Origin of the sequence: Terriglobus saanensis SP1PR4, from assembly GCF_000179915.2 — a bacterium.
GTDB lineage: Bacteria > Acidobacteriota > Terriglobia > Terriglobales > Acidobacteriaceae > Terriglobus > Terriglobus saanensis.
The window spans coordinates 1,748,081-1,774,474 of the sequence record NC_014963.1 but is presented as its reverse complement, the minus strand read 5'-3'; the positions used below and the strand labels follow the sequence as shown (position 1 = coordinate 1,774,474).

General features: G+C 58.2%; 25 protein-coding genes. 4 read left to right on the top strand and 21 right to left on the bottom strand.

Features of this window, described 5'->3' with window-relative positions:
• Positions 1-4: 4 nt before the first annotated feature.
• Genes ACIPR4_RS07400 through rfbH form a run of 8 tightly spaced genes read right to left on the bottom strand, consistent with a single transcriptional unit; the run spans position 5 to position 8,246 of the window.
• Positions 5-466, bottom strand: coding sequence for a GtrA family protein (locus tag ACIPR4_RS07400; protein WP_013568037.1), 462 nt, complete (start codon positions 464-466; stop codon positions 5-7).
• A 13-nt stretch (positions 467-479) separates the two neighbouring features.
• Positions 480-1,415, bottom strand: coding sequence for a glycosyltransferase family 2 protein (locus ACIPR4_RS07395; protein ID WP_013568036.1), 936 nt, complete (start codon positions 1,413-1,415; stop codon positions 480-482).
• Positions 1,416-1,429: 14 nt separating this feature from the next.
• Complete coding sequence (locus ACIPR4_RS07390; protein WP_013568035.1) at positions 1,430-2,473, bottom strand: NAD-dependent epimerase/dehydratase family protein; 1,044 nt, start codon at positions 2,471-2,473, stop codon at positions 1,430-1,432.
• An 11-nt stretch (positions 2,474-2,484) separates the two neighbouring features.
• Positions 2,485-4,290, bottom strand: a complete 1,806-nt coding sequence (locus ACIPR4_RS07385) for a thiamine pyrophosphate-binding protein (RefSeq protein WP_013568034.1) — start codon at positions 4,288-4,290, stop codon at positions 2,485-2,487.
• Positions 4,287-5,363, bottom strand: a complete 1,077-nt coding sequence (locus ACIPR4_RS07380) for a 3-dehydroquinate synthase (protein ID WP_013568033.1) — start codon at positions 5,361-5,363, stop codon at positions 4,287-4,289. Before ACIPR4_RS07380 ends, ACIPR4_RS07385 begins: the two co-directional genes overlap by 4 nt.
• Positions 5,347-6,060: an SDR family NAD(P)-dependent oxidoreductase gene (locus tag ACIPR4_RS07375; RefSeq protein WP_013568032.1), complete on the bottom strand. Its 714-nt coding sequence runs from the start codon at positions 6,058-6,060 to the stop codon at positions 5,347-5,349. The genes ACIPR4_RS07380 and ACIPR4_RS07375 overlap by 17 nt, the downstream gene beginning before the upstream one ends.
• Positions 6,060-6,857, bottom strand: a complete 798-nt coding sequence (locus tag ACIPR4_RS07370; RefSeq protein WP_013568031.1) for an aldolase/citrate lyase family protein — start codon at positions 6,855-6,857, stop codon at positions 6,060-6,062. Before ACIPR4_RS07370 ends, ACIPR4_RS07375 begins: the two co-directional genes overlap by 1 nt.
• A gap of 45 nt (positions 6,858-6,902) precedes the next feature.
• Positions 6,903-8,246, bottom strand: a complete 1,344-nt coding sequence (gene rfbH / locus ACIPR4_RS07365) for a lipopolysaccharide biosynthesis protein RfbH (protein WP_013568030.1) — start codon at positions 8,244-8,246, stop codon at positions 6,903-6,905.
• A 161-nt stretch (positions 8,247-8,407) separates the two neighbouring features.
• Here rfbH and rfbF point away from each other — a divergent pair, with 161 nt between their 5' ends.
• The gene (gene rfbF / locus ACIPR4_RS07360; protein WP_013568029.1) at positions 8,408-9,178 is read left to right on the top strand and encodes a glucose-1-phosphate cytidylyltransferase; all 771 of its coding nucleotides are present in this window, start codon (positions 8,408-8,410) and stop codon (positions 9,176-9,178) included.
• An 88-nt stretch (positions 9,179-9,266) separates the two neighbouring features.
• Here rfbF and ACIPR4_RS07355 read toward each other — a convergent pair whose 3' ends face one another.
• The gene (locus tag ACIPR4_RS07355; protein ID WP_013568028.1) at positions 9,267-10,058 is read right to left on the bottom strand and encodes a TIGR03435 family protein; all 792 of its coding nucleotides are present in this window, start codon (positions 10,056-10,058) and stop codon (positions 9,267-9,269) included.
• A gap of 37 nt (positions 10,059-10,095) precedes the next feature.
• Between ACIPR4_RS07355 and rfbG the strand changes: the two genes are divergently transcribed.
• On the top strand, positions 10,096-11,184 hold the full coding sequence (gene rfbG, locus ACIPR4_RS07350) for a CDP-glucose 4,6-dehydratase (RefSeq protein ID WP_013568027.1): 1,089 nt from the start codon (positions 10,096-10,098) through the stop codon (positions 11,182-11,184).
• 139 nt (positions 11,185-11,323) lie between these two features.
• Here the strand turns inward: rfbG and ACIPR4_RS07345 are convergent, their stop codons facing one another.
• From ACIPR4_RS07345 to ACIPR4_RS07300, 9 genes are all read right to left on the bottom strand, one after another.
• Positions 11,324-12,781 (bottom strand): rhamnulokinase, encoded by a 1,458-nt coding sequence (locus ACIPR4_RS07345; RefSeq protein WP_013568026.1) that lies wholly within the window; start codon positions 12,779-12,781, stop codon positions 11,324-11,326.
• The gene (locus ACIPR4_RS07340) at positions 12,778-14,973 is read right to left on the bottom strand and encodes a bifunctional rhamnulose-1-phosphate aldolase/short-chain dehydrogenase (RefSeq protein ID WP_013568025.1); all 2,196 of its coding nucleotides are present in this window, start codon (positions 14,971-14,973) and stop codon (positions 12,778-12,780) included. The genes ACIPR4_RS07345 and ACIPR4_RS07340 overlap by 4 nt, the downstream gene beginning before the upstream one ends.
• 149 nt (positions 14,974-15,122) lie before the next feature.
• On the bottom strand, positions 15,123-16,211 hold the full coding sequence (locus tag ACIPR4_RS07335; protein WP_013568024.1) for a substrate-binding domain-containing protein: 1,089 nt from the start codon (positions 16,209-16,211) through the stop codon (positions 15,123-15,125).
• A 24-nt stretch (positions 16,212-16,235) separates the two neighbouring features.
• Positions 16,236-17,438 carry a sugar isomerase gene (locus ACIPR4_RS07330; RefSeq protein WP_013568023.1) on the bottom strand — a complete coding sequence of 401 codons (1,203 nt, stop codon included), beginning with the start codon at positions 17,436-17,438 and terminating at the stop codon, positions 16,236-16,238.
• Positions 17,439-17,972: 534 nt separating this feature from the next.
• Positions 17,973-18,188, bottom strand: a complete 216-nt coding sequence (locus ACIPR4_RS07325; protein WP_013568022.1) for a helix-turn-helix transcriptional regulator — start codon at positions 18,186-18,188, stop codon at positions 17,973-17,975.
• Positions 18,185-18,622 carry a hypothetical protein gene (locus tag ACIPR4_RS07320; RefSeq protein ID WP_013568021.1) on the bottom strand — a complete coding sequence of 146 codons (438 nt, stop codon included), beginning with the start codon at positions 18,620-18,622 and terminating at the stop codon, positions 18,185-18,187. The genes ACIPR4_RS07325 and ACIPR4_RS07320 overlap by 4 nt, the downstream gene beginning before the upstream one ends.
• A 448-nt stretch (positions 18,623-19,070) precedes the next feature.
• Positions 19,071-19,709, bottom strand: coding sequence for a LutC/YkgG family protein (locus tag ACIPR4_RS07310; RefSeq protein WP_013568019.1), 639 nt, complete (start codon positions 19,707-19,709; stop codon positions 19,071-19,073).
• Positions 19,706-21,172 (bottom strand): LutB/LldF family L-lactate oxidation iron-sulfur protein, encoded by a 1,467-nt coding sequence (locus tag ACIPR4_RS07305; protein WP_013568018.1) that lies wholly within the window; start codon positions 21,170-21,172, stop codon positions 19,706-19,708. The genes ACIPR4_RS07310 and ACIPR4_RS07305 overlap by 4 nt, the downstream gene beginning before the upstream one ends.
• Positions 21,169-21,954 (bottom strand): (Fe-S)-binding protein, encoded by a 786-nt coding sequence (locus ACIPR4_RS07300; protein ID WP_013568017.1) that lies wholly within the window; start codon positions 21,952-21,954, stop codon positions 21,169-21,171. The genes ACIPR4_RS07305 and ACIPR4_RS07300 overlap by 4 nt, the downstream gene beginning before the upstream one ends.
• A gap of 106 nt (positions 21,955-22,060) precedes the next feature.
• On the opposite strand from ACIPR4_RS07300, the gene ACIPR4_RS07295 reads away from it, so the two are divergent.
• Positions 22,061-23,245: an L-rhamnose/proton symporter RhaT gene (locus tag ACIPR4_RS07295; RefSeq protein ID WP_013568016.1), complete on the top strand. Its 1,185-nt coding sequence runs from the start codon at positions 22,061-22,063 to the stop codon at positions 23,243-23,245.
• 56 nt (positions 23,246-23,301) lie between these two features.
• Here ACIPR4_RS07295 and ACIPR4_RS07290 read toward each other — a convergent pair whose 3' ends face one another.
• Together ACIPR4_RS07290 and galK are read right to left on the bottom strand one after the other, a co-directional pair.
• Complete coding sequence (locus ACIPR4_RS07290; RefSeq protein WP_013568015.1) at positions 23,302-24,351, bottom strand: UDP-glucose--hexose-1-phosphate uridylyltransferase; 1,050 nt, start codon at positions 24,349-24,351, stop codon at positions 23,302-23,304.
• Positions 24,348-25,517 (bottom strand): galactokinase, encoded by a 1,170-nt coding sequence (galK, locus tag ACIPR4_RS07285; protein WP_013568014.1) that lies wholly within the window; start codon positions 25,515-25,517, stop codon positions 24,348-24,350. Before galK ends, ACIPR4_RS07290 begins: the two co-directional genes overlap by 4 nt.
• A 92-nt stretch (positions 25,518-25,609) precedes the next feature.
• Here galK and ACIPR4_RS07280 point away from each other — a divergent pair, with 92 nt between their 5' ends.
• Complete coding sequence (locus ACIPR4_RS07280; RefSeq protein ID WP_013568013.1) at positions 25,610-25,876, top strand: hypothetical protein; 267 nt, start codon at positions 25,610-25,612, stop codon at positions 25,874-25,876.
• Between the two features lie 26 nt (positions 25,877-25,902).
• Here ACIPR4_RS07280 and ACIPR4_RS07275 read toward each other — a convergent pair whose 3' ends face one another.
• The gene (locus ACIPR4_RS07275; protein ID WP_013568012.1) at positions 25,903-26,385 is read right to left on the bottom strand and encodes a metal-dependent transcriptional regulator; all 483 of its coding nucleotides are present in this window, start codon (positions 26,383-26,385) and stop codon (positions 25,903-25,905) included.
• Between the last annotated feature and the right edge of the window lie 9 nt (positions 26,386-26,394).

Here is a 26,394-nt window from a genome sequence, read left to right as displayed (position 1 = left end):
CTCCTTATTCCGTATCGACCGCGCCCACCGGATCCACGGTCTTCTTTTTGAAGGTGATGTGTTTGTGACCCAGAAAACTCATCACCACGGTAAACGCAACAATCATACCCGTGGCAACCAACGGCGCGCGCGCGGGATTTGGAAGGGCGTGCCGCAACCAGACCGTCAGCGGCACCACCACCAACATGCTGATGGCAAGGCTCGGCAGATAGACCAGAAGGCTGCGCAGATACTCCTTCAGAGTATTGCCCTTCGTTTTGAAGACGAAGAGCTTATAGCTGAAAAATGAGACTGTGATGTTCAGGACGGTGGAAACCGCGATGCCCGCGGAGGTCATCAGCGCCGGCTGCGTGGGATAAGCGAGCACCATCAGGTGCGTCATCGCAAAGGTATCCGCGATCCCGAAGAGAGTGTTGCATCCACCGGCCACCAGAAATCGCAGCTTCTCGCCACTCGGAATCTGCACGTGTCCGCCTTACTTACTGATCGAAGTTGATGCGTTCTTTTTCTGTGACCAATGGCCGGTTCTGCACGATGGTATGGATGGACCCAATGTACTCGCCGATGATGCCAATGGCGATCAACTGCACCGATCCAAGAAAGAACAAACCGATCATCGTTGGAGCAAGACCCAGAACAAACTGGTTCCAGAAGAGCAGCTTCGCCGCCAGGTAAAGCAGACCAGCGATCAGGCTGAGGAACGCAAAGACGAAACCACCAAAGGTCACAACACGCAGAGGCACCTTCGAGAGATTCGTAATGCCCAGCATCGCCATGTCGTACAGCGTGTAAAAGTTGTTCTTGGTGATGCCTCGCTCACGCCGTCTTTGCCCATATGCGATCTGCTTGATCGGAAAACCGATCTCCGCAATCATGCCGCGAAAGTATGGATAGGGGTCACCGAAGCGCCGCACCTCTTCCATCACCTGGCGATCGTAGAGGCCGAAGCCTGTGTAATGGCGCAGTACTTTCACGCTTGTCAGGCGTTCGACCAGCTTGTAATATGCCGTGCGAATGTGAAACATCAGGCCGCTCTCTTCGCTCGACGTCTTCACGCCGACGACGACCTTCCAACCCAGCTCCCACTCGTGTAGAAACTCCGCGATCAACTCAGGCGGGTCCTGCAGGTCGCTCAGCAGAACGATCATCGCATCGCCGTCCGCTTCCAGCAGAGCATGGTGTGGCGAGCGGATATGACCGAAGTTGCGGGCGTTCACGATCACCTTCACGTGCGGGTCTTCCGCCGCTAAGGCGCGAAGCTCATCCACGGTGGTGTCGGTCGAAGCGTTGTCGATGATGATGTGCTCGTACTCATACTGCGGCAGCCCGGCAAAGACGGCGCGCACACGCTCTACCAGAGGCTGCACGTTGCCCGATTCGTTATATGCGGGGCTGATTACGCTGATCTTCTTCATCCGGTCAACGCTCCTCATCTCGACCTCCAACCGTACCACGCCGCCGTTCGCCGTATCGTCTCTTCGAGTGACACGGTCTGGCGCAACCCCAATTCACGCTTGATCCTGCTCACATCGGGTACATACCGTGAGATGCTGCCACCAGCCGGTTTGGCAGCGATCTGGATCTCGACATCCGATCCCAGGGCGTTGCACACCATCTCAGCCAGTTCACGAATACTGACACTTTCCGTAGAACCGACGTTGTACGGAACCATACTCGGCGCACGGAACAACATCGTCCACAGCCATGCCGCCAGATCCCCCGCGTAGAGATACGACCGTGTCGGCGTTCCGTCTCCGCCGATTTTCACTGGGCCGCCGGCCATCACATCGCGGATGAAGTTCCCAATGGCAAAGTGCGCGTCGAGCGAAAGATGCGGTCCGCAAAACGCCCAGCAGCGTGCAATCGCGCACTCCAAACCGCGTGTGTTCGCATACAGCGCACACATCAGTTCGCTTGCACGTTTGCCTTCGGAGTAGACGCTTCCTGCCTGGGTAGGATCAGGAGCGCCAGGATAACTTTCCGGCAGATGGACGATCTCCGGCGGCTGCTTGCCATAGACCGCACCGGAACTGGTCAGTAGAAATCTCTTCGTCCCATGCGTCGAAGCAAATTCCAACGCGCGTTCTGTCCCGGCAAGAATTGTCGTCAACATCTCCAAAGGCTCTTCCGCGGCCTGCTTCGCGCTGGCTTCTGTGGCGGCATGGATTACATATTTGAACTCGCCCTCGGAAAACGCGAAGTCCCGCACATCGCCCTGCACGAACTCGATCGCCGCATCCGCCGCGACCTGCGGGCACTTCGAACAAAAGCGCTCCGCGTCCCGCGTCAACACCGTCGCGCGCGCATTCAATCCTAGTATGCGATTGATATGAACGAAGCTCTCCAGCAGCCACGCGCCAAAAAATCCTGTGCCTCCGGTGATGAAGACGCGCTCGCCACGCATCTCCTCCCATAGCCCCACCGTCTGCTGAAGGATGGCATCGAGGTCCGAGTTGGCAATCGGCTGTGTCACCTTCGCACCCGTTATTTCTCTGTCACAGGCCCGGCAACGTAGCGAAACACCTTCGCTGCCGTTGCGTCGTCCAGATCGGGCGTCATGAGATGCAGCGGATTTGACTCCATACTGCCCGATGCGGTGACGCGGCTCGCAATCTTCGGGAAGTACGTCTGCTTGGGATCGATGTGTACCAGAAAAGCCGCTGGTCCGGGAGCTGACATCCGCTTGATAAATTCGGGATCATTCTCATAGCCAATCCCAACGCGCATCGCGGGAATGCTGTACGCCTCGAAGAGCGGCTCCCACTTCGGAATGCCAAGGCCCGTCTCCGTGTCGCAACCGACGTAGCGTCCGCCGAAGTAGTTGATCTGTGTCATGCGGATCGAAGCGTATCCGTGATCGTCGAAGACAAAGATCTTCAGGTTCAGCTTGTTCGCGGCCACTGTGCCGAGTTCCTGCAGGTTCTGAATGAACCCGCCGTCGCCCTCAACCAGAATCGTCCTGCGTCCTTTGCCCGCAAGCGCAGCACCGATGGCTCCGCTTAGGCCATAGCCCATCGAGGCGAGGCCTTTATTCGTCACCACGCGCTGTCCACGCTTCTGCGCGAAGGTCTGCATCATCACGGTGAAGGCGCTTCCGCTGGAGCAAGGAATCACGATGTCCTGTTCGGTCGTGATGCCGCTCAAAGTTTCAGCAAAGTTGTAGGGCGAAAGGTAGCCTTCGCCGGTGTTGTTCACCGGCTCGACCAAGGGGATAGCAGAGCGCACCTCGCGGCAGAAGGAGACCCAGGCCGAATGATCGCCAGCGTCCGTCTTCACGAGTTCCTTCAGCACGGCATTTGCGTCGCCGCATACCGGAAGATCTACCTTCGGATGCCCCTTCTGCAACTCCGCGCGGTCGCAGTCCACCTGCACCACTTCACCCACCGGCGCAAATCCCTGCCAGTTGAAGCCTGTCTGCTGCAGGCTGAGGCGAGTTCCCAGAGCGATCACCAGATCGGCCTGCTGTAGAAGGATGTTCGAGTACCGCTGGCCCCAGGTGTTCGGACGTCCGAAGTACATCGGATGGTCGGCGGGAACGCGATCCATCGCATTCCACGTAGCCATCACGGGAACGCCGAGCTTCTCCAGATCACCGAGCATTGCTTCCGTCGTCGCGCGATCGATGCCCGCTCCCAGCAGAATGACGGGACGCTCGGATTTTTTCAGCTTCGCTGCAATCTCAGCGATCACACTCGGCGCAACGGCTTCAAAGTACGGCACTGCCGAGGGAATTTTATTTGTCAGCGCAACCGGGTCGACACGCGCGCCCTGCACATCGAGCGGAATCTCAAGAAAGACAGGCCCCTTGCGTCCGGATCGTCCGCAGAAGGTCATCTCCGCAAACTCGGCGCGATCTACGACCTCCTCCATCAAAATCGACTTCTCCGTAACCGCGGCGGCAATCGCCACGCCATCGATCTCCTGAATGCCGCGCTGTCTTACTTCGCCACGATTCAGATCGGCGGTCTTCACCTGGCCGCCGATGACGAGCAGCTCCCGGCTTTCGAGGTAGGCCCCGCCGAGGGCGGTCACGATGTTTGTCAGCCCCGGCCCAGCCGTTACCATCGCAAAGGCCTTGCTGCCGAGGTGTACTTCGTTGAAATACTCTGCCGCGATACCAGCCGCGACTTCATGCACCACGGGAATGCACGTCAGCTTATGGCTGCAGCTCTCCAACAGATGCATGATGTTTCCGCCCGCTACAAAAAAGCAGTGGGTGTATCCCAGATCCACCAGCCACTGCGCCAGTACATCGCTGTACTTCATCGTCTCGTTCGTTCTCTGCGTCATGCGTATCTCTCAATCATCGTTTCGATCGCGCGCCTTACGGCAGCTAACGTTTCGCTGCTGCGGTCTACCTTACGAAGCACCACATCGCCATTCGGCTCCACAAGGATTAGCGCGTAAAAGTCTGTACCGTGCTTCTTGTCACTCTCAAATCGCTGGATCACATCGTCCATTGGCATTTTTTTCAACTCCGCCGCAACTTCAGGCGAAGACCGTACCATCTCGTTCAGATGCTTTTCCAACAGAGCCACCCGCGCGCAGCCGGAGTAGTCCACGCTACGGCCACGCTCGAACTCCAACGCACACACGATGCCTAAGCCAACAGCAATACCGTGCGAGATTCCGAAGTGCGTCGCGCCTTCGATCGCATGCCCGAAGGTATGTCCGAAGTTCAGAAGCAGCCGTTCCTTCTTGTCGAACTCGTCGATTTCGATGAACCACTTCTTCGAAAGCAGGCTGTTCACAATCACCTGCTCCAACGCGTCCGCGGACATGCTCGTCGACGGCCCCGCTGCCATATGCTTTGCGAAGGCTTCGTCCCCCCGGCAGAAACAAATCTTCGCCGCTTCGATCAGGCCGCTGGCCCTCTGGTCTTCCGGCAGCGTTTCGATCACATCAGGATCGATCAGCACGACTTCCGGAGGATGAAACGTTCCCACCAGGTTTTTATACGGTCCTACATTAATCGAACTCTTACCGCCAATGCACGAATCCACCATGGCCAGCACTGTCGTGGGCATGTAGGTCCACTTCAAACCCCGCATGTAGACCGACGCGATAAACGCCGAGAGGTCCTGGATAATACCGCCGCCCACCGCGACCATCTGCGTCTGCCGGTTCGCTCCGCTCGCCCTCATCCGCTCGATCAGCGCAGGAGAAGCATCCAGGCTCTTGTTCTCTTCGATGGCTTCTACGAAGATTGCCTTTGCGCCAGCGTCTTTGAAACGCGGCTCAAAGAACAAGTCGGCAACGACCGCGCTCTTCTCAAACGAAGCGAGCGAATGCGCGAACGATCCACGCTGCACCTCGACGCGGTAGCTCCCTGTGGACGATTCAATCTCAAACGATGCGGACACGGCTGAACCCCAGATCTGCAGCCACAAACTGCCCGGTTATGCCCGTGTTTTCGGGCGAACAGAGATAACAGACCACCGACGCAACATCGTCCAGCGTAGCCAGCCGACCGAACTGCGTCGCGGACGTCAGCCGCTCAATCTGTTCCGCGGTGAGATTCTTCCGCGTCATCGGAGTTTCGAGAGCACCCGGAAGAACCGCGTTGATCAGATGTCCATCCGCAGCGAGGTCCGCCGAAGCCGAGAGGACAAGCCCCTGCAGAGCAGCCTTCGTCATGCAGTAGGAAAGTTTGTTCTGCCGCGCAAGCTCCTGCCAGATCGAACTGATGACGCACATGCGCGAGCCCGGCTCCAACGCATTCTGATCCAGCAGAGCTTTCAGCGTAACCAGGATGTAGAGGCAATTGGCGCGATAAAGATGCAGGTTCGTCTCTTCATTCACGGTGCGCACGCTATCGTTCGTGTTTGTCCCCTGCGCCCAGCAAACGCTCGTGAACTTCGCAGAGCGTGTCAGCCGCGAACCGTCAAACTCCGCAGCAAAGGGATCGAGAGAAAGATACTCGACCCCTGCCACAAACTCGTCCGGCGTGGTGCGGGAGACACCTGTGACCTTCCAGCCCTTCTGCACGCCCAGTGCGCAGATGGCAGAGCCGATGGCTCCGCTCGCGCCAAATACCAGGAGGTGTTCCGCTCGCGCCATTACCGGTTCAAGACCGCCCACCGCTTTTCGAGCATGTCGATGCGCTTGGAGTCTTCCTGCTGAATCTGCCCGTAGTAATCACGCTTATTCAGGAGCCACAGCAACTCAAAATGCACGGCATTCAAAAGTCCTTGGTCGATGTGCTTTTCCTTTGCAGCCTGCGCATCGAAGATGACCTTGCGCGTCTCGAATCGCGTGAGATGCACCGCAAGCATCTCGCGTAATACGGGAATGGAGTCGCTCGAAACGCCCCCGCCCACGACAAGATCAAGACCACGAGCCTTGCAGGCCTCGGCGGTCTTCAGCACGTAGTCCGTGACTTCGCGTCCGTTGATCGCGTCGCGTCCCAGGTCGGCTGAGAGAGAGAAATCGACTCGTCCAAAGACGATGCCCGCCAGCTCTGGCGCAGACTTGGTAAAGTCCGCCATCTCGTCCAGGTGCGCGAAAGCGTTGATCGTCTCCAGGTTGAATAGGAAATCGGTATCGCCCTGTTCGTCCTTTGGGTAAACCTTGTCTACGGCCTCAGCAAACTTCGACAACGCATAGCGGCTCTCGATCATTGGAGCGATGATGTAGTCCACACCGATCTGCTTCGTCTCGATCAGGTCACGCATCGCTTCGCATCCACCGATTTTGATGCCAAGCTTCAAACCGGCCTTGCGACAGATCTCGACTAGGCGAAGAAGTTCGTCCACACGGGTACCTTCGGCCTCGTACTCGGCCTTGACGGCAACGTAGCCGTACTCTTCTTTGCCCTTCTTCAACAGCTCGTACATCTTTCGTTCGCGCAAATTCATGATTCGGTCCTTATGGCCACTCTGGTGGCATGCTCCGTAAGATGCCTAATTGGAAGGCGTGATGGGAAGGAGCTTGCTCGTCCCAACAAAGTCAATCATCGTCTTCGCGATGTACTCCAGCATAGGTTCCGTCAAACCGGGAAAGACCCCAATCCAGAAGACGTGATTCATCACATAGTCCGTATTGGTCAGTTCCCCAACAACGCGAAAATTTAATCCCTCATACGCCGGCTGGCGGATCAGGTTTCCGGCAAAAATATTCCGGGTTCCAATCTTCGCGCTATCCAGCATCTTTGTCATCTGGTCGCGGGAAAAAGGTGCACCTTCCCGAACGCCGATCGGAAATCCAAACCAGCTCGGATCGGAGTCCTTCGTCGCCTCGGGAAGAATCAGCACATCCTCTACCGGCTTCAGCGCATTCTTGAGATAAGCAAAGTTCTCCTTGCGACGCTCGATGAAGTGAGGCAGCTTCTCAATCTGACTCACGCCCAGAGCCGCCTGCATGTCCGTCGCCTTCAGGTTGTAGCCCACGTGCGAGTAGGTGTACTTGTGGTCATACCCACAGGGCAATGTTCCGAGCTGCCAGTCGAAGCGCTTGCCGCAGGTATTGTCCACGCCGGGTTCGCACCAGCAATCTCTGCCCCAGTCGCGGAAACTGTCAATCAGGACCTGAAGCGCCGGCTTGTCTGTCAGGACCGCGCCACCCTCACCCATGGTGATGTGATGCGCAGGATAGAAGCTGACTGTGGCGATATCGCCAAACGTGCCCACCTTCTGTCCCTTGTACGTCGAACCGAGCGCATCGCAGCAATCCTCCACTAGCCAGAGGTTGTACTTTTTGCAGAACGCGGAGACCGCTTCGAGATCGAAGACGTTTCCAAGCGTATGGGCGATCATCACAGCCTTCGTCTTCGGGCTGTATGCCGCTTCAAGCTTGGTGACGTCAACCTCGTAGGTCGGCAGCGTGACATCGATAAATACCGGAACGCAGCCCATCTGAAAGATGGGATTGACCGTCGTCGGAAACCCTGCCGCAACGGTGATGACTTCGTCGCCGGGTTTGATCTGGCGGTCGCCCAGCTTGGGTGACGTCAAAGCGGCAAAAGCCACCAGGTTGGCGCTCGAACCGGAGTTCACCAGAGAGGCGGAACGCACACCAAAAAAACGCGCCAGCTTCTTTTCAAAATCCTTGGCCCAGCGGCCGGTCGTGAACCATGCATCGAGGGCAGAGTCCACTACCGCCGCGATATCGTTTCCATCAATCACTTTGCCGGAAACAGGCACAGTGCTGGTTCCGGGCACAAACTCTCTCTTGGGGAAGGCTTCGGCTTGAAATTCTAAGGTTAAATCAAGGATCTGCTGTCTAAGTTGCTGTGCTCTGTCAGTCATTGGTCTCGCTCTAGGATACACAAAGGAAAAGCCTTGGGCCGTGTCATACTCGATAGGATGCGGTCTGCAGGCTGGGAGCTATCTCCTACGTGCACAACCACTTTCAGCATCCAAAGTTATGCGGTTCCACCTTTAGATGCGGAACCCGCGAGGTTATCAGTATGAAGGCAGTTCTTCTCGCAGGCGGTCTTGGCACACGGATTAGTGAGGAAACCTCTGTTCGCCCCAAGCCCATGGTAGAAATCGGTGGCCGGCCCATCCTTTGGCACATCATGAAGATCTACTCCCACTTCGGCATCAATGACTTCATCGTCTGCTGCGGATACAAGGGATATGTCATCAAGGAGTTCTTCGCCAACTACTTCCTGCACACCTCGGACGTTACCTTTGATATGAAGGAAAACAAGATGACCGTTCATCAGAGTGAAGCAGAGCCGTGGCGCGTCACGCTGGTGGACACGGGCGATAACTCCGGCACGGGCGGCCGTCTCCGGCGTGTGGGCAAGTATCTGGATCCAAACGAGCCTTTCTGCATGACCTACGGCGATGGCTTAGCGGATGTCGACATCAACGCCCTCATCGAGTTCCACAAAACTCATGGCAAAGAGGTCACACTCACCTCGATTCAGCCTCTGGCTCGTTTTGGCGCACTGGGTTTGAAAAACGATCACGTCTATGCCTTCCAAGAAAAACCCAAAGACGAAGGCGGCTGGATCAACGGCGGCTTTTTCGTGCTCTCTCCACGGGTCCTCGAAGAGATCAAGGACGACACATGGATGTTCGAGCGGGAACCGCTGGAGTCTCTCGTCGCCAAAGGCGAAGTGAAGGCGTTCTTCCATCATGGATTCTGGCAGGCAATGGATACCCTTCGCGACAAACAGCAGCTCGAAGATCTCTGGAGCAAAGGCAAAGCCCCCTGGAAGACCTGGTAAGGCCTGTGCCCCATTCTTCGCGGCCTTATCGCGAAAGGGTGGGGTCGCGCGGGGCGCACAAACCGGATTCGTCAGGAAGCAGACGGGCCTAGTTCTCCGAAGGCCTCTCTACCGCATCCACAACAAGCGCATCAATCGGAGCCTTCGTCGGCTCCAATTTCAGACCAAGTTCCTGTTGCATCGCCGAGAAGAGCGGCAAACTCGGCGCCGTGGCGGAAGCAGCGGGAACATCGCCACCAAACTGACTCTCATCCGGTGCCCACTCCAGTTCAAAGTCATACCGTCCTGTCAAACCTGTTCGGTCGACCACAGGTCGGTCAAGGATCGCCCGCTGCAACAAAGAAGTGAAATCCTTCATGGTGGCGTTCCGCGCAGGCAACAAGATACGCTGCGGAAAGACCTGCCCCGGCCCCATCACAACCGGCTCTTCTGGACCTGCTGTACTCGGCTTGAGCTTCGGCCCACTCTTCGCGACCTCCAGCGCATAGACCGAAAACTCCTTCTGCTGCCGGCGAAAGCTCAGTTTGAACCGGTCGGCCAAAAGACTTCGAAGCATCGCCATCTGCTCATCGCGGGTCGGTTGCACCTCGCCGGGCGTCACGGCCAGAATGTCATAGTGATCCGAGTTTATCCACGCAGGTCCACCGGAAATCGCCTCGGAATTGAGGTTATAGGCAGCGGCGATGAGGAGCTTCAGGGTGTAGTCATTCTCGACAAAGCGATGCGTGCCCTGCATCTTGATGTATCGGCCCCGCTTTGTATCGGAGGGTACCAGCTTGATCGTTGCTACTTCGAACGTTTCAAACTTTGGACGAGGAGTTTGGGCTTGCCCAAAGAAACTCGAAGCCGAAACTACAGCGACAGCCAGCAACCCAACCATATCGCCTCTCCTCCGCTCAAACGGTTATCCTGACACCATGACACCACAGTCCCCCTTTTCCTGGCACGGTAAAAAAGTCTTCCTCACCGGCCATACCGGTTTCAAGGGTGGCTGGCTCTCGCTCTGGCTTGCCCATCTGGGCGCGGAAGTGCGCGGATACGCTCTCGATCCTTACACCACCCCGAATCTCCTCGATGTCGCCCGCATCGGGACCGTCGTCGAAGACATTCGTGGCAACATCATGGATCGCCCTCATCTCGAGCGCTCTATGATCGAATTCGCTCCCGAGATCGTCATCCACATGGCCGCTCAGCCGCTAGTGCGCCTCAGCTATCTCGACCCGCTTGGCACCTACGCCACCAACGTTCTCGGCACAGGACATGTTCTCGAAGCCGTACGCAAGTGCCCGTCCGTACGCGCCGTCGTCTCGGTCACCACCGATAAATGCTACGAGAACAAGGAGTGGGTCTGGGGCTATCGCGAAACCGATCCTCTTGGCGGCTATGACCCTTACAGCTCCTCCAAAGCCTGCGCGGAGATTGTCACCGCCGCCTACCGTCAGAGCTTCTTCCACCTCAGCAAGTTTGCCGAGCATCGCTGTGGCATCGCCACCGGTCGTGCCGGAAACGTCATCGGCGGCGGGGACTGGTCCGACGACCGCCTCATCCCCGACCTTGTCCGCGGCTTCCTTGCGAAAGAAGACGTCCGTATCCGCCGGCCCAACAGCATCCGCCCATGGCAGCATGTCCTTGAACCACTCTGGGGATACATGCGCCTTGCGGAAGAACTCTATCAAGGCAACGTCGCCGCCGCTACCGGTTGGAACTTCGGCCCGGCGGACGACGACGCATGGCCAGTTGGCCGCATCGCTGCCAAGATGACCGACTTCTGGGGCGAAGGCGCAAAGTGGACACTCGATCCCGATCCCGGTGTCCACGAAGCGGGCTACCTGAAGCTCGATGCTTCCAAGGCCCGCACGGAGCTGGGCTGGAAGCCTTCTTTGCACATCGACACTACCCTGGAGTGGCTCGTCACCTGGTACAAAGCATGGCAAAAGGGTGAAGACATGCACGCCCTCACCCTCCAGCAAATCACCGACTACGAAAAGCTCCTGGCAAAGCCCTGACTCTGTGCCCCATTCTTTCGCGGCTTCTTGCGAAAGGGTGGGGTCGCGCAGAGCGCACAAACCGGACGCATCAGGAAAGAAATAACAGATCCTCCGCTTCGCTATGGGATGACAAAGTGGCTAGACTATGAAGAATTAACTACGCTGAAGCACCTCGTCCAACGATTTCAGCCCACCCTGCCACACTGCCAGCCGAAACATCCCCCTCCAGAGTCCCCATCTGCACGGCAAAGTTTCCCACCGTAGAACTCTCCACAGCGCCCCGCAAAACCTCCACCCCGGTAGCCTTCGCAGTCAGTTCGTTCAAAAGAAAATTCTGGCTTCCACCACCGACGACATAGATGCGCCGGAGCTTCTTCCCTGTCATCTCTTCAATCCCACGAACCACCTCGGCATAGCGCATCGCCAGCGACTCGAAGATCAACCGAGCCATCCGCGCCGGTTCCAGGGCAACACCATCCCAAAGAGCATGAATCTTGTCCGGCATTCCGCCGGGCTGCGCAAGTGAGGCATGCTCCACCGCAATCAATTCTTCTGGCGAAAACCCTTCAGCCGCATGAGCCGCAGCGACCAGACCTGCGACATCGTCCGTGTTCCACTCCTCCATGCACTGCCGGAGAAGCCACATCCCATGCATGCCCTTGTGAAAGAGAACCCGCCCGCCCGCAGCCCCAAGGTTCGTGAAATTCTCTTGTGTCGCCTGATCCGATAAGCAGGCAGAATCCAGCACCGTCCCCACCAGCGACCACGTTCCCGAGCTGATATACGCCCAGTCGTCACCGCTCGCAGGAATTCCGGCTACAGCGCTCGCCGTGTCGTGACAACAAGGGGCGATCAACCGGGCACCGCGCAATCCCGCAATCGTTCCTGAATATTCGCCGACGACCGTTCCGGCTTCAACGATGCGCGGAGCATCTTCCACACGCACGCCCGCAGCCGCAAAGATTTCTGGAGACCACGCACCATCCAGACCGACCAGGCCGGTATGCGTCGCATTCGTCCGTTCGGAGACCTTTTCTCCGCCCCAACGATAGAGCAGATACTCCGGCAGATTCACCCACGTCCCGGCCTCACCAGCCAAGGCATCCGCATGCAGTTGATACACAGTGTTAAGCGACTGCATCTGCACGCCGGTCAACGCACGCAGATGCTCCAGAGCAATCCGTTCATGCAGAGAAATCTCCGCCTCGGCACACCGTGTGTCGCGATAGCAAAAGGGATCGGCGACCGCATCGCCGGTGGGCGAGAGGCGGACATAGTCCACCGCCCACCCATCCACAGCGATCGACCGAATGCCCTCCGTGGCAATCTCCACGCAGCGCCGCAGTCCCTCTTCAACACCCTCAACGATCCGCGCGAGGTCCCACCGCAATCCACGCTGACTTGCGGACTCGCTGCCCCGCTGACTCGCTGCATTAGCGAACCGATGCACCAGTTGCATGCTCGGGTCGCCCTGTATCCAGCGCAGCAAAGAGACTCGACAACTCTCGGCCCCAAGATCCACAGCAATCAGCGCGCGCGCATCAAGCGGATGGGTCAAACCGCTGACTTGCTGACCCGCTGACTTGCTGACCCGCTCGCCTTCAGAAGAACTCACCGGAGATACGCCTCCACCAGACCACCGTCCACCGGGATCAGATGTCCCGTGGTCACGGGCGTCTTCGGTCCTGCGAGGAACAGGATCGCTTCCGCGCAATCCTTCGGATCGATCGGCACATGCGTCAGCGTCCGCTTGGCGTAGAAGGCCGCCAGCTTGTTCCGCAGCGAATCGTCCGTCTCGTCCTCGGCAAAGGCAATCGCATACTTGGTCAGGGAAGCCTTCACGCGATCGCGCGGGAACATCGTCGAACCCTTGACTACAGTGGCCGGAGAGATTCCGTTCACGCGAATCGGAGCCAGGGTTACAGCAAGCTCGCGCACAAGATGGCTTAGCGCCGCCTTGCTCACGTCGTAGGCCTCGCTTCCCTTCTTCGCGACGACGGCATTTGCGGAGGACGTCAGCACAATCGACGTATCAAGACCCTGCGCCTGCAGCACCTTGGAAGCCTCGTCCGAGAGCAGCCAGTTCGCCGTCACGTTGATCTCCAACGTTGTACCCCACATCGAATCGCTGATGATGCCATCGGGAGACGAGGGGAAGATCGCAGCGGTATTTACGACCATATCGACGCCACCGAAGCGCTCGACTGCCGCAGCCAGAGCGCTCTTGATCGCCACGCGGTCGCGAATGTCGATCGGCACCCAGAGCACAGCTTCCTTACCGGCGATCTTCTTGCACTCTTCCGCAACGTTCTCGGCGCCTGCGGTATCGCGGTCCGCAATGACCACGTGGGCTCCACGCTCAGCGGCCAAAAGCGCAACCTCGCGTCCGATGCCGCTTCCGCCGCCAACGATCATCACAATGCGTCGGCTCAGTTCCTTCTCCGCGGGCTGGCGGCGGATTTTTGCTTCCTCCAGGGCCCAGTACTCGATGCGGAAGGCCTCGCTCGGCGGCAGAGCAACGTAGTTCTCAAAGACCGTGAACTCCTCCGGCCCGGCAGCAGGTCCAGCCTGGGGAACGTCCGTGCATGGAACGGCACTCGACATGGAACCAGCGCCCTGCATGACGTGGATCGCGTTCGTGTAGAACTCGCCGGTCAGGCGTGACTCGGTCTTGTTCTTGCCGAAGGTAAACATGCCCACACCCGGCACGAGTACAACAGTCGGGCTCGCGTCGCGCTGCGCGGGCGAGTCCTTCAGCGCGTGCTTCGTATAGTACTCGCCGTACTCTTTGCGATACGTCTCCAAAGCAGCGTCGATCAGCTTCGGCAGCGTTGCAGCATCACCCTTAGCATCCCACTCGATATACATCGGTCGGATCTTTGTACGGATAAAGTGGTCCGGGCAGCTCGTACCCAGATGTGCCAACTCCTTCGCCTGCGCGGAGTTTACAAATTCCATCACATCCGGAGCATCGACATAGCTGCCAATCCAGCGCTGCTTGCGGCTTACTGCTCCACGCAGATGCGCGAACATCTCCAGGGCGACTTCGCGACGGTCGGAACGCGTCGCATGCAGAGCTCCGCCGAAGTGTTCCTTGCCACGATTCAGATGATGCTTCTCGATGAACTGGCCGATCTGATCCACGATCGTAATCGTGTTCAGGTAGCTCTCACGCTGCGTGTCGCCCCACGTGAACAGCCCATGCCCACCCAGCACAATGCCATCGCACTTCGGGTTTGCTTCCACCGCGCGCTTCAGCATCATCGCCAGTTCAAAGCCAGGGCGCTGCCAGGGAAGCCAGACAATGGTGTGTCCAAACTCCTTGTTGAACTCTTCCATCTTCTGCTTGCCGTTCGCACTTGCCGCCAGGGCAATGCCCCAGTCCGGATGGAGATGATCCACATGCGCGAAGGGCAGGAATCCATGCAGAGGCGTGTCGATCGAAGCAGCCACGGGGTTATTCCCAAATGTACACAGCGTGTACATAGCCACCATCTCATCTTCGCGCGCTACGCCGGGATAGACCTTTTCCATCGAAAGCAGGCGATCGAGATAAAGCGTTGCGAAGCCAGCGCGCTTGATGCTTCCCAGATCGCCGCCCGAACCCTTCACCCAAAGCACGGTCTTCTGCGTTCCATCGAGGGGATCGGTCATCTCGAGCTTGCTGCTCGTGTTGCCACCACCAAAATTCGTCAATCGCAGGTCAGAACCCAGAAGGTTCGAGCGATAGCGCAACAGCTCCGGCGCATCCAGCGTTGCGGCAACCTTCTCATCCCAGCGATCTTCCAGAAACTTCAAGCCAGCCATTCCATACTCCAATCAAATTCCGGCGACAGAACCTGTCACAGCGGTTTAATCATTCCATAGAAAATGTCGATACAGCAACTATTTCCCTATCGAAACAAGACCCTCGTCATTCCGTAGCGCAACGGAGGAATCTGCTTTTCAAATCCCCACTAGATCCGCCCCGCCGTCTCCGCGGTCACCAGCTTTGTCTCCGCATAGTTGTACGGAGGCACCGTCTGGCCGCTCAGCAAAGCCAGCCCAATATGAATCAGCCGCGTTCCATATCCTGCCGCCTCATGCGAGACCGTACCGATCAGTGCGGACTTGTTCTTCGCAATCTCCGCAACCGCTTCGGGAATCGCATCCTGGCCCACAATCGCAACCTGCTTTTCGCGCTTCAACTCGCGCACGGCATCCAGGGCGCCCAGCGCGCTTGTATCGTTCGCAGCGGCGATCAGAACGCCCTTGTCCTTCGGGTGCCGGTTCAGGAAATCCGCGACCACCTTACGGCTCTTTTCGCGCATGCCTCGCCCATCCAGGCGCACAAAGCTCTCCACCGGGATCTCCGGAAGAGCCGCCTTCACGGCCTCAAAGGCGCCCGTCGTCCGGCTCTGCACCAGCGTTCCCGCCTCTGGCAGTTCCAGACCGAGGACCCAATCCACCTTGCCGTTCCACTGACGTTGCGCGTGGTACGCCAGCACGCCACCCGCTTCGTGTCCCGCGCGATAGTTGTCCACGCCGAAGTACGTTGCATGCGGATGCGGAATATCGATTGCGATCATCGGAATACCGGCCGCCGCGATCTTGTCCGCAATCACCGGAGCCGCGTCCTGCTCCACCTGAAACTCGATCACGAGGTCCACGCGTGCCTTCACGAACTCCTCGGCATTGCGAATCGCCGTCGCTGCGTCGTACTTGTTGTCCAGCACCAGCAGGTCGATACCCGCCGCTGCCGTCGCAGCCTTCAGGCTCTCCGTCACGGCAATCGAAAACGGCATCTCCGCAGACTGCGCCGCGAAACCGAAGCGCATCTTCTTCGGCTTCGAGACGACGCGATACAGACCATCCGTGCTTCGCGCCAGATAACCGCGATGCGTAAATGTTTTCAGGACGCGATACACCGTCGTCTTGGACACCTTCGTCCGCCGGTGCAGTGCCTCCAGCGACATAGGTTCGCCCTCGGCCTGTAGCAGCTCGAGAATATCGAGCGCCTTCGACAACACCGGTATGAGATATAGCCTCTTCGCCGCCTTGCTCACGAATTACCCCGCCCGCAGAGTCTCTTACGCATAGGTTGCCACGCTTCCGGCGTTTTTCGCACCACGCGCCTTTGCAGCCTCTTCCACGTAACCGCTCGTCTTCAACTGCGCCAGGGGATCAGCCGCCAGACCACGCGCCTCTCTCCACTCCCGCACCATCGGCCGAACGTCTGTCCAAAAGCAGCCACGGTACAACTCTTCCGCAGCCACCAAGTCGCACTTGTCCTGCAACTCGCCAAGCTGCTCGCGGTCTACAAGAGCAGCGCGCGCGTAGATCTCCTGCGCTGTGACCACGGTCTGCACCGCTGCCTCCATCTTGCCCTTCAGGTTGTGGCTCTGGTCGATCATGAAGGCTACATCCTTCACCGCAGGTCCGGTCTCGCTCAAAATCTCGTGGAAGATTCGGAAGACCTGGTAGGGATCGATCGATCCCAGCGTCAGATCGTCGTCCGCATACTTGCGATCGTTGAAGTGGAAGCCACCCAGCATATCCATATGCAGCAACCAGGCCACGATCTGCTCGATGTTCTGTCCCTGGTAGTGATGGCCGGTATCTACCAATACCTTGGCTTTCGGTCCGGCCTTGTGTGCCAGCATCAGCGCCATGCCCCAGTCGGCGATGTCCGTGTGATAGAAAGCCGGTTCAAAGGGCTTGTACTCGACCAGCATCCGCTGGTCCGGACCAAGGGCCGCGTGCGTCGCCGCGAGCGCCTCTTCCGTCCACACAATGCGCTTGCGTATGCTCTGTGTTCCTGGATAATTCGATCCATCCGAGTCCCAAATGGAAACGTCCTTCGAACCGAGTTCTTTGCCGATCTCGACCGACTCCAACAGATGAGCGATCGCCAGCTTCCGGACATCCGCATCCGGATTCGCCATCGCGCCAAACTTATACGCTTGATCCTGAAAAAGGTTCGGGTTGATCGATCCCGCGCGCACGCCATATTTCTCTTCCAGTTGCCGAATCTGGGGGACGTCTTTCACTCCTTTGGGCGTATCCCACAATACGTGCAGAGCCACCGTCGGTGCGGCACCGGTCAGCTTGTTGACCTCACCGGCATCGGCAAACTTCTCTTCAATCGAAGTCGCGGCCGCAGCCTGCACAAACTTTCCAAATCGCGTCCCGGTATTGGAAAAACCCCACGAGGGCACCTCAATCCGAAATCCATCCAGCGCCGCAAACACCCGCTCCTGCGCCCGATTCCCCAACCCCTGCCCACTCGCCATCGCCACCCACTCCAAATCAGAATCTAGATACCTATTGAAACAACACCAAACTAGACGTCCAACCCAACGATTGTCAAAGACAATCAACAAACAAGAAAAGTGCCCCCGTCCTTTCGGGTGCTCTTTGCGCGAAAGAACGGGGTCGCGGAACGCATAAACCGGGGTGCCCCATACATGCGCAGTTCATCGCGCATGTGTAGGTCTTCGCGCTCGGCGCGAACCGCTTCTAAAATTTCACTCCATCTCCATTCCAAAGCGGAGACCGTATCCTCCCGCACATCGCAGAAAGCGCGATGTACGGGGCACCCGGCCTCCGTTTACGGATCCAACTTTTGACTCAGAAGTCTATTTCTATTTTATTAAATGGTGGAAGGTAACTCTGCCACGCGGAACTCTTTCCGTTTCATTGCTTTGACTGAAAAGATGGGTTGACATGCCATTTTCCCCGGCAAAAGCGCGTAAAAAAAATAGAAGAGGCTTTTTCTCCTTACAGATTGGGCTCGCCAGGGTGCGCACCACATCAAGATCAAAACCCTACCGCTTCCCCTTCACAAACGAAAAAACACTTTCCAGCGGCACTTTAAGCACCTCCGCAATCCGGAACGCGGCCTCCAGCGTCGGCGAATACTTATCGCCCTCAATCGCATTCACCGTCTGCCGCGTCACGCCGATCAGATCCGCCAGCTCCTGTTGCGTCAAACCCGCCTCCGCCCGCAGATTCCGAATATTATTCCGGATCCTGGACGTCATGCGCTCCTCCGGTACAGCACCAGTTGCGTCACTAGTTTGCCCACCTCGGCAGCAAACAGAGCCACCAGTACCAGGTTGACCGCAAAGAAACCGGACTGATGCGCCATCAGGAATCCCCCATTCGGTACGCCCGAAGAGTTCAACGACCACATCATGGCGATCATCGCAACCAATCCAATGACGAGCACGAAGTAGGCGTTGCGAAACGCGACTCCTTCGATCGCCCGGTCGCGCTCATCCATCGCCTCACGCTTCGCGGTCAAAGCCAGCGTGGTCTGCAAAGTCACCTGTAACACCACCATTGTCACGACCAACCCCACCATCTCCCCTACGGTGAGGGCCGAAAGCCGCACGCGCCCGAAGTAATACGCGTACACCACCACCTCGGCCACCAGATTCATCCAGATCCGTTTCTCCTGATAAGACAGATCCATCACTTCCTCCGTGTCCAAAATATTTGACACGGAAAGATTAGTCTCTTAGAAATTCAGTGTCAAGAATATTTGACACAACGCTACTAGTGCTCAAATCAGGCGCATTCCCATTTTGGAGCGCTCTTTTTGCATGGCATAAAAAATGCGCTAGCTTTCAAAATCAGGCAGACAGCACTTCCCTATCCTCATTAGTCTTTCTACATCAGAGGCGAGTATGGCGGACATAACGATTGATTCGGTGGAAAGAGTGGACGGGGCGATCTTAGTGTACTTTTCTGATAGCAAAGTTGCGTATGTCGGGGTACAGGAGCTGTATGCTCTCGCCGTCGATCAGAAAAAGTTCCTGAGATCGCAAACTGCGCACAGGCAGGCTCAGGAGGGTTTTATGCGGAAGCCCAATCCAGCTCTCACCAAACGCAAACAGCCCCAGGGTTAGCACCTGCGCGCTTTACCCCACCAGCAACACATCGACAAACCGCGGCCCGTGGACGCCCTTGATGCGCGTCATCTCGATGTCCGCCGTCGCCGAAGGTCCACTGAAGAACGTCGTCGCCAACTCCTTCGTCGCCTCCAGCCGAGCCATCGCTTCCACAACGGTTTCCACTAGATCGTCGACGCGCAGAACGCACATCTGGTAGTCCGGCACAAGGGTAATCGCGCGGCGTCCCTGCCCCGGAGCATTCTGGAGCACGATCGTTCCTGTCTCAGCGATGCCGACTGTCGCCGTCGTCAGAACACCGTCAAAACCGTCCAGTTCTCCGGCGTTGAATCCGGTGTCCACGACAAATTCGCAGCCGCGCATCCACTCCGCAGGCAGACCCGCAGGTACGAGCACACGAGCAAGACCACGGGCCTGCAGCACGCGCGCCACGATCGCTCCCACCTCGGCGTGCGCCACACGAAAGACGCCTGCATCGTACTCGCGCAGACGCTCTTCCATCAGGTCAACGATGCCCTCGCGATCGAGTTGGCCACCGTGCAGGTATGTGCGAGAGATCTGCGCGTAGGCTTCCTGTGCAGACGAGGTGCTCGATGCGCCCTTTGCCGCACGGATACGATCCAAAATGATTCCACGAGCCTCGCTCATCGCTTCTCCCACCAATCCCGGAACGTCTCCTTCGGCATCGCCTGCAGGTCGCGCGTGTCCGTCCATCCACCCATCAGCCCCGGCAGCCAGCCGATCCATCCCGGCGTGGTTGTGTCGGAGCCCTTCAACTGCACAAGGCCTTCGACCTGCTTCTCTTTCTTCACCAGAGGAGCCCCAGCCATACGGCCCAGACGCTGCGCCGCGCGGAAGCGTTTTTCGGACCGGAAGACTGCGGCTACGGCCTTCATAGCGACCTTCTCCGGAGCCCACCAGCCGCTACGCTCTACCACCTTGTGGCGCAGATGGATGAGCACCTCCGGAATGTTGATCTTCACCGGACAGACTTCATAACAGGCACCGCAGAGAGACGAGGCGTACGGCAGCGACTGTGCATGTTCCATACCCATCATCTGCGGCGTCAGGATCGCACCGATCGGCCCGGCGTAGACGCTTCCATAGGCATGGCCGCCCGTCTGCCGGTAGACCGGGCAGGCGTTCAGGCAAGCCGCGCAACGGATGCACTGCAGCGTCTGCCGGCCTTCGCCGTCAGCCAGAACGTCGGTTCGCGCGTTGTCCAGCAGGACCACGTGCATCGCCTTCGGTCCGTCGCCCTTATGGACACCGGTCCAGATGGAGTTGTACGGATTCATCCGCTCGCCCGTCGCCGAACGCGCAAGGATCTGCAGCATGACTTCGAGATCCTGGAAACGCGGTATGACCTTCTCGATGCCTACGACGGCGATCAGGGTCTCCGGCATCGTGAGGCACATGCGTCCGTTGCCTTCGCTTTCGACGATGCAGATGCCGCCTGTCTCCGCGATCAGGAAGTTGGCACCGCTGACGCCAGTCTTCACGCGCAGGAACTTTTCACGGAGGAAGGTTCGCGCCGCATCGGCCAAATCCTGGGGAGACTCGCCAAGGTTAGGCAGATTCATCTCACGCATAAAGATCTCGCGGATCTGCGTTCGATTCTTATGCAGCGCGGGCACCACGATATGCGAAGGCTGGTCTTCGCCAAGCTGAATAATAAGTTCGGCGAGGTCTGTCTCGTAGGCCTTCACGCCCGCAGCCTCCAGCGCGCGGTTCAACTGGATCTCCTCGGTCGTCATCGACTTGATCTTGATGACCTCGTCGGCCCCGATCTCCTTCGTCAAACGAACGACGATCTCCTGCGCTTCCTTCGCATCGCGGGCCCAGTGCAGCACACCGCCCGCGCGCGTAAAGTTTCGCTCAAACTCTTCGAGGTAGATCTCAAGGTGCGCCAGCGAGTGCGCGCGAATCTGCCGTCCGGCCTCGCGCAGCTCCTGCCAGTCTTTTTTCTCGTCAACGAGCTTCTTCCGTTTTGCCTGGATGACCTCGGTAGCGTGCTTCACGTTTTTGCGAAGCTGCGCGTCCTGCAGAGAGACCTTCGCCGCCGTCTGGAAGCTGGGGGCGGTGCGTGGATCCAGCGGGATGCGGCTCATATGCGCACCCCGGTTCCGTCGATCGCCTTTGGGTGAATCGAACATTGGTGCGTCTCTTCGGTTCCCGCAAGAATCTCGGCGAGGTGCATCGTCGCGACACCGGTCCTCTGCCGGTGCAGCGCTCCCTGGATGTGCATCAGGCAGGAGTTGTCCGCCGCCGCGCAGGTCTCCGCGCCAGTGTCCAGAACCGCGAGTGTCTTTTCCGCCAGCATGGCGCTGCTCACGTCCGCGTTCTTGACGGCGAAGGTTCCGCCAAAGCCGCAGCAGCGATCCAGGTTGGCAATCTCCACAAGGTCGATTCCCTTCACCGATCGTAAGAGCGACATTGGCCCATCGCCGAGATGCAGCGACCGCAAACCATGGCAGCTTGCGTGGTACGTCACGCGATGGGGATAGTAAGCGCCCACGTCCGTCAGGCCCAGCTTCTTCGTCAGGAACTCGGAGAACTCCCAGACTCTTGGCAGCAATGTTTTCACCCGGTCTATCAACTGCGGATCGCCGATCTTCTCCGCCATGATGCCGTAGTGATCGCGCATCATGGCCACGCAGCTTGAGGATGGAATCACCACGGCCTCGGAGTGTTCAAACTGCGTGACAAACCTCTCCAGCAGCGGCAGCGCCTCGTCCTGGTATCCGGTGTTCCAGTGCATCTGCCCGCAGCACGTCTGGCCTGCGGGAAACTCCACCGTATGTCCGAGCCGTTCCAGAACTTCCACGACAGCTTTGCCCGTCGCCGGGAAGAGCGTGTCGTTGTAACAAGTGATGAACAATGCGACCTTCACAGCCCAAGCCTCCACAACTCGCTTCGTTTCAATAGAGAGTACATTTCCCTGAAGCACTCTGCATCCGTTAGGATGGTCGCCACGCAGTCTACAAAGGAAAACATACATGGGAGCGAATCCGCTCATCGGCGTCATCTACCACTGGATCGGCGGTTTTGCTTCCGCCACCAACTTCATTCCCTTCCGTGGCATCAAGCGCTGGTCGTGGGAAGTCTACTGGCTTATCCAGGGTTTTGCCGCATGGATCGTCGCCCCGCTGGTCCTCTGCAGCATCTTTGTCCCGCACACCGCGACCATCCTGATGGAAGCGCCCCGCCACACTATCTACCTCGCCATGTTCTGGGGGATTCTCTGGGGAGTCGGCGGCATCACTTTCGGCCTCTCCATCCGCTACCTCGGTCTGGCCCTCGGGTACGCCATCGCCCTGGGTTTCTGCACCTTCTTCGGAACGCTCATGCCGCCGATCTTTGCCGGGACCTTCGGTACGGTACTGCACGACCGATCCGGCCAGATCGTCCTCGGGGGACTCGCCCTCTGCCTTGTGGCCATTGCCGTCAACGGCACTGCGGGATATCTCAAGGAACACGAAGTTACTGAAGAAGAAAAGGCAGACGCCGGAGAGCGGGACTTCTCCTTTGCCCGCGGTCTGGCCGTCGCCATCTTCGCGGGCTTTATGAGCGCCTTCTTCTCGGTCGGCCTCTCTGCGGGAAAGCCCATCGGCGATATCGCCCGCGCCCACCTCGTTGCCGACGGACGCCTCGATCTCTGGCAGAACCTGCCCGTCCTGATCGTCGTGCTCTGGGGAGGCTTTATCACCAACCTGATCTGGTCCGGCATTCTGATCTATAAAAACAAGTCCGCCGCCGAGTTCGTAGGACAGCCGGGACGCAACCCGCTCCGCGCCGCCGCTGTTAGCGGAAACACTATTGCCGGATTTGATCCCACTGATCCATCGCTTTTACGGCTGTCCACTAAGACGCTGATTGCAAACTACTTCCTCGCCGCGCTCGCAGGTGTGATCTGGTACTTCCAGTTCTTCTTTTACTCCATGGGACAGACCAAAATGGGACACTTTGAGTTCTCTTCCTGGACCCTGCACATGGCGTCGATCATCCTCTTCGCCACCCTTTGGGGAGTCCTTCTGAAGGAGTGGCGCGGTACACGTAGCCGGACCAAGATGCTCGTCACCCTTGGGGTGTGTCTCCTGATCGGATCGACCATCGTGGTCGGCTACGGCAACTATGTCAAAACGAATGAAACCGCGCCAGCAACGATCAGTGCTCATAAGTAAGCTGGCAATGGCAAGCAGAAAAGGGCCCTCAGAGCTGCTCTGAGGGCCTTATCTTTTCATTCTCTTGAGGCTATTTTTTTCAGGGCCGTCCGCAGCGTCTCCGCCGCAGACTCCGCCGTTATGTCGCGCTGCGGAGAACCCAGCAACTCGAAGCCCACCATGAACTTCCGCACCGTCGCCGACCGCAGAAGCGGCGGATAGAAGTGCAGATGGAAGTGCCACTCCGGATGCTCTTCTCCGTCTGTAGGACGTCCGTGAAGACCCATCGAATACGGGAATGAGACGTCGAAGACCTTGTCGTAGGTGCTCGTCACGGTCTTCAACATCTCCGCCAGGCCAAGCCGCTCGGCTTCCGTCAGCAGGTCGAGGCCGGCTACGGCGCGCTTCGAGATCACGATCACCTCAAACGGCCAGACTGCCCAGTACGGAACCAGCGTTACAAAATGCTCATTCTCGGCCACGATTCGCTGCGCCAGCTTGAGTTCCAGCGCCAGGTAATCCGAAAGCAGCGTCTTACCATTCTTCGTGAAATGCGCCAACTGTTGCTGCTGTTCCTTCGACGGATCGTCAGGAACTGAAGCGCTCGCCCAGATCTGTCCGTGTGGATGCGGGTTGCTCGCACCCATCATGGCTCCGCGGTTTTCGAAGATCTGTACATAGCCGATATTTTCGCGTGACCCGAGATCCAGAAGCTGTTGTGTCCACGCATCCACCACCTTGCGGATGTCGTCGACTTCCATCTTCGCCAGCGTCAGATCATGTCGCGGCGAGAAACAGAGAACGCGACAGATGCCGCTTTCGCTCTCGGCCACGATCAGTCCTGCGTTACTTTCGTCGTTTTTGAAGGCCTGGATATCCGGCTTCAGCGCGGCGAAGTCGTTTTCAAAGACGAAGGTCGCGTCGTACTGCGGATTGTGGTGTCCACCCGCCCGCTCGTTGCCGGGGCATAGATAGCAGGTCGGATCGTACTGCGCCACAACCGGAGCGGCGGTCGTTTCGGTCTGGCCCTGCCAAGGACGCTGCGTCCGGTGCGGAGAGACGAGTACCCACTCGCCACGGAGGGGGTTCCAGCGACGGTGCGGCGTCTGCGACAGGTCGAAGGTCATTCGCCCGCCTTGGCACGAGCCACGGCACCGTCCACAGCCTCACACACGTAGATCTCTGCTTCAATTCCGGCCGCGTCTTTGTACCGCAGCTTCAATTGCTCGGCGAAGTTGTCGGCGTATTGCGCTTCGACAAGATTTACAGTGCAGCCGCCAAAGCCGCCGCCCGTGATGCGCGATCCGATGCAGCCTGGAAGACTGCGCGCCAGATCGACCAGCTTGTCTACCTCGGGTGCGCTTGCTTCGAAATCATCGCGCATGCTGATGTGTGCGGCGAAGAGCAGGTCGCCTAACTTGCGCATGTCGCCGCCGAAGAGCGCGGAACGCGCTTCAAGCACACGCGCGTTCTCGGTGATGATGTGGCGGCAGCGGCGATAGGAGGCGTCGCTCATGCGTCCACGCGCTTGCTTCAGATCGTCCATGGTGGCATCGCGGAGAAGCTTGATCTGAGGATTCATCTTGGAGAGAACAGCCTGACCGGCCTCAACCTCTTCGCGGCGATCGCGATACGCGCCCTCGGCGATGGAGTGCTTCACCATGGAGTTTGCGATGACGATGCGAATGTCCGGCCGGAGCGGAAGCAGGTAAAACTCCAGCGAACGGCAGTCGAGGAGAAGTGCTTTCTCCGCAACGGCGTTCGTGATGACGAACTGGTCCATGATGCCCGACGGCGCACCGACGAAGTCGTTCTCGGCGCGGCGGCAAAGCGTGGCAATCTTTTCGCCCGGGATCTCCGTCTCTGCGAGAGAGAGCAGCGCCATAGCGACGGCGACTTCCACGGAAGCCGAAGAACTAAGACCCGAGCCGAGGGGCACATTGCCTTCTACGGATAGATTGAATCCGGAAGTCTTGATGTCGTCTTTTGCCAGGCTCCAGACGACGCCCATGCCATAGTCGCTCCAGTGTCCGCGGCCCTTTTGTGGCATGGCGTCGAGCTCGTATTCCACCTGTTCGTCAAAGTTCGAGGAATAGAGGACCGCCTTGCGGTCAGTACGTGGGCTGATCGTCGCCGTCGTCTCGAACCCGATGGCGAGCGGAAGGACGAAACCGCCCGTATAGTCCGTATGTTCACCGATAAGGTTGACGCGTGCGGGAGCGGAGAAGCTGGTTCCCTGTTGACCAAAGCGTTCAGTGTGATCGGCGGCGAGTTCTTGGGTGGAGATATTCATTGCGTGTGCAGTTTTCATTTCCGTAAAACAGGATTAGGCCTTCGTAATTTTAGCGGAGCGGTCTTTCCACAGGGCGCTGATAGAATCAACACGTGACTACCGTAGATATTCTGTACCGATACGACGAACAACCAAGCGAAGCTGCAGCCATGTCGCTCTCCAGGCTGCGCGAAGTTTATGGTATTCGCAGCATGGAGCTCAACGAAGCCGACAAGACCGTTCGCATTGAATATGATGCGACTCGGCTGACAGCGGCTACGGTTTATCAGCTGATTCGTCGCGCGGGCGTCCTTGTGGCCGGAGAAGTCTCTCTGCTGGCACCCGAGGTTCCCGTGGAAGCCACGCCAGCAGCCTCCTAACTTCTTTCCCTACTGCCTTTAGGCCTTCAGTTACCGCACTGGCAGTTCGGGCCATGTGCGGTCGGCATGGAGCCGTCCAGGCGGGGGATACAGCGGCCGTGCGGGTCGATCTGCGGATCTCCGAGCTTGGCCGCGATCCGTTCTTCAAACTCTTCCGAAATAAAGTGCTCCAGGCGTTCGGCTTCGTCGTGCACTTTATTCACAGGGTAGTCGAGAATTTTGTGCAGAAAAGTTTCGATGAGCCGGTGATGTCGCACAATTTCCAGTGCCCTTTTCTTCCCTGCGGCAGATAACGTCACGCCTTTGTGACGTTGGTATGCGACGAGAGGCTGACGTTCCGCAGCAAGGCGTTGGAGCATATTTGTGATCGAAGCGGGCGCTACGGAGAGTCGCGCGGCAAGTTCTTTGCTTTGTACGCGACGTTCCGCGGAGCCGCCGAGAGCGAGGATTGCCTTTAAATAATCGTCGATCGATTCGCTGCTCTTTCGACTTGCTTCAACAGTTTTCACGCAGACTCC

Coding starts and splice junctions, on each gene's coding strand:
- ACIPR4_RS07395 (WP_013568036.1), bottom strand. CDS start 1,415: ATGAAGAAGATCAGCGTAATCAGCCCCGCATATAACGAATCGGGCAAC.
- ACIPR4_RS07385 (WP_013568034.1), bottom strand. CDS start 4,290: ATGACGCAGAGAACGAACGAGACGATGAAGTACAGCGATGTACTGGCG.
- ACIPR4_RS07375 (WP_013568032.1), bottom strand. CDS start 6,060: ATGGCGCGAGCGGAACACCTCCTGGTATTTGGCGCGAGCGGAGCCATC.
- ACIPR4_RS07370 (WP_013568031.1), bottom strand. CDS start 6,857: ATGAATTTGCGCGAACGAAAGATGTACGAGCTGTTGAAGAAGGGCAAA.
- rfbH (WP_013568030.1), bottom strand. CDS start 8,246: ATGACTGACAGAGCACAGCAACTTAGACAGCAGATCCTTGATTTAACC.
- rfbF (WP_013568029.1), top strand. CDS start 8,408: ATGAAGGCAGTTCTTCTCGCAGGCGGTCTTGGCACACGGATTAGTGAG.
- ACIPR4_RS07355 (WP_013568028.1), bottom strand. CDS start 10,058: ATGGTTGGGTTGCTGGCTGTCGCTGTAGTTTCGGCTTCGAGTTTCTTT.
- rfbG (WP_013568027.1), top strand. CDS start 10,096: ATGACACCACAGTCCCCCTTTTCCTGGCACGGTAAAAAAGTCTTCCTC.
- ACIPR4_RS07340 (WP_013568025.1), bottom strand. CDS start 14,973: ATGGCTGGCTTGAAGTTTCTGGAAGATCGCTGGGATGAGAAGGTTGCC.
- ACIPR4_RS07330 (WP_013568023.1), bottom strand. CDS start 17,438: ATGGCGAGTGGGCAGGGGTTGGGGAATCGGGCGCAGGAGCGGGTGTTT.
- ACIPR4_RS07325 (WP_013568022.1), bottom strand. CDS start 18,188: ATGACGTCCAGGATCCGGAATAATATTCGGAATCTGCGGGCGGAGGCG.
- ACIPR4_RS07320 (WP_013568021.1), bottom strand. CDS start 18,622: ATGGATCTGTCTTATCAGGAGAAACGGATCTGGATGAATCTGGTGGCC.
- ACIPR4_RS07310 (WP_013568019.1), bottom strand. CDS start 19,709: ATGAGCGAGGCTCGTGGAATCATTTTGGATCGTATCCGTGCGGCAAAG.
- ACIPR4_RS07305 (WP_013568018.1), bottom strand. CDS start 21,172: ATGAGCCGCATCCCGCTGGATCCACGCACCGCCCCCAGCTTCCAGACG.
- ACIPR4_RS07295 (WP_013568016.1), top strand. CDS start 22,061: ATGGGAGCGAATCCGCTCATCGGCGTCATCTACCACTGGATCGGCGGT.
- ACIPR4_RS07290 (WP_013568015.1), bottom strand. CDS start 24,351: ATGACCTTCGACCTGTCGCAGACGCCGCACCGTCGCTGGAACCCCCTC.
- galK (WP_013568014.1), bottom strand. CDS start 25,517: ATGAATATCTCCACCCAAGAACTCGCCGCCGATCACACTGAACGCTTT.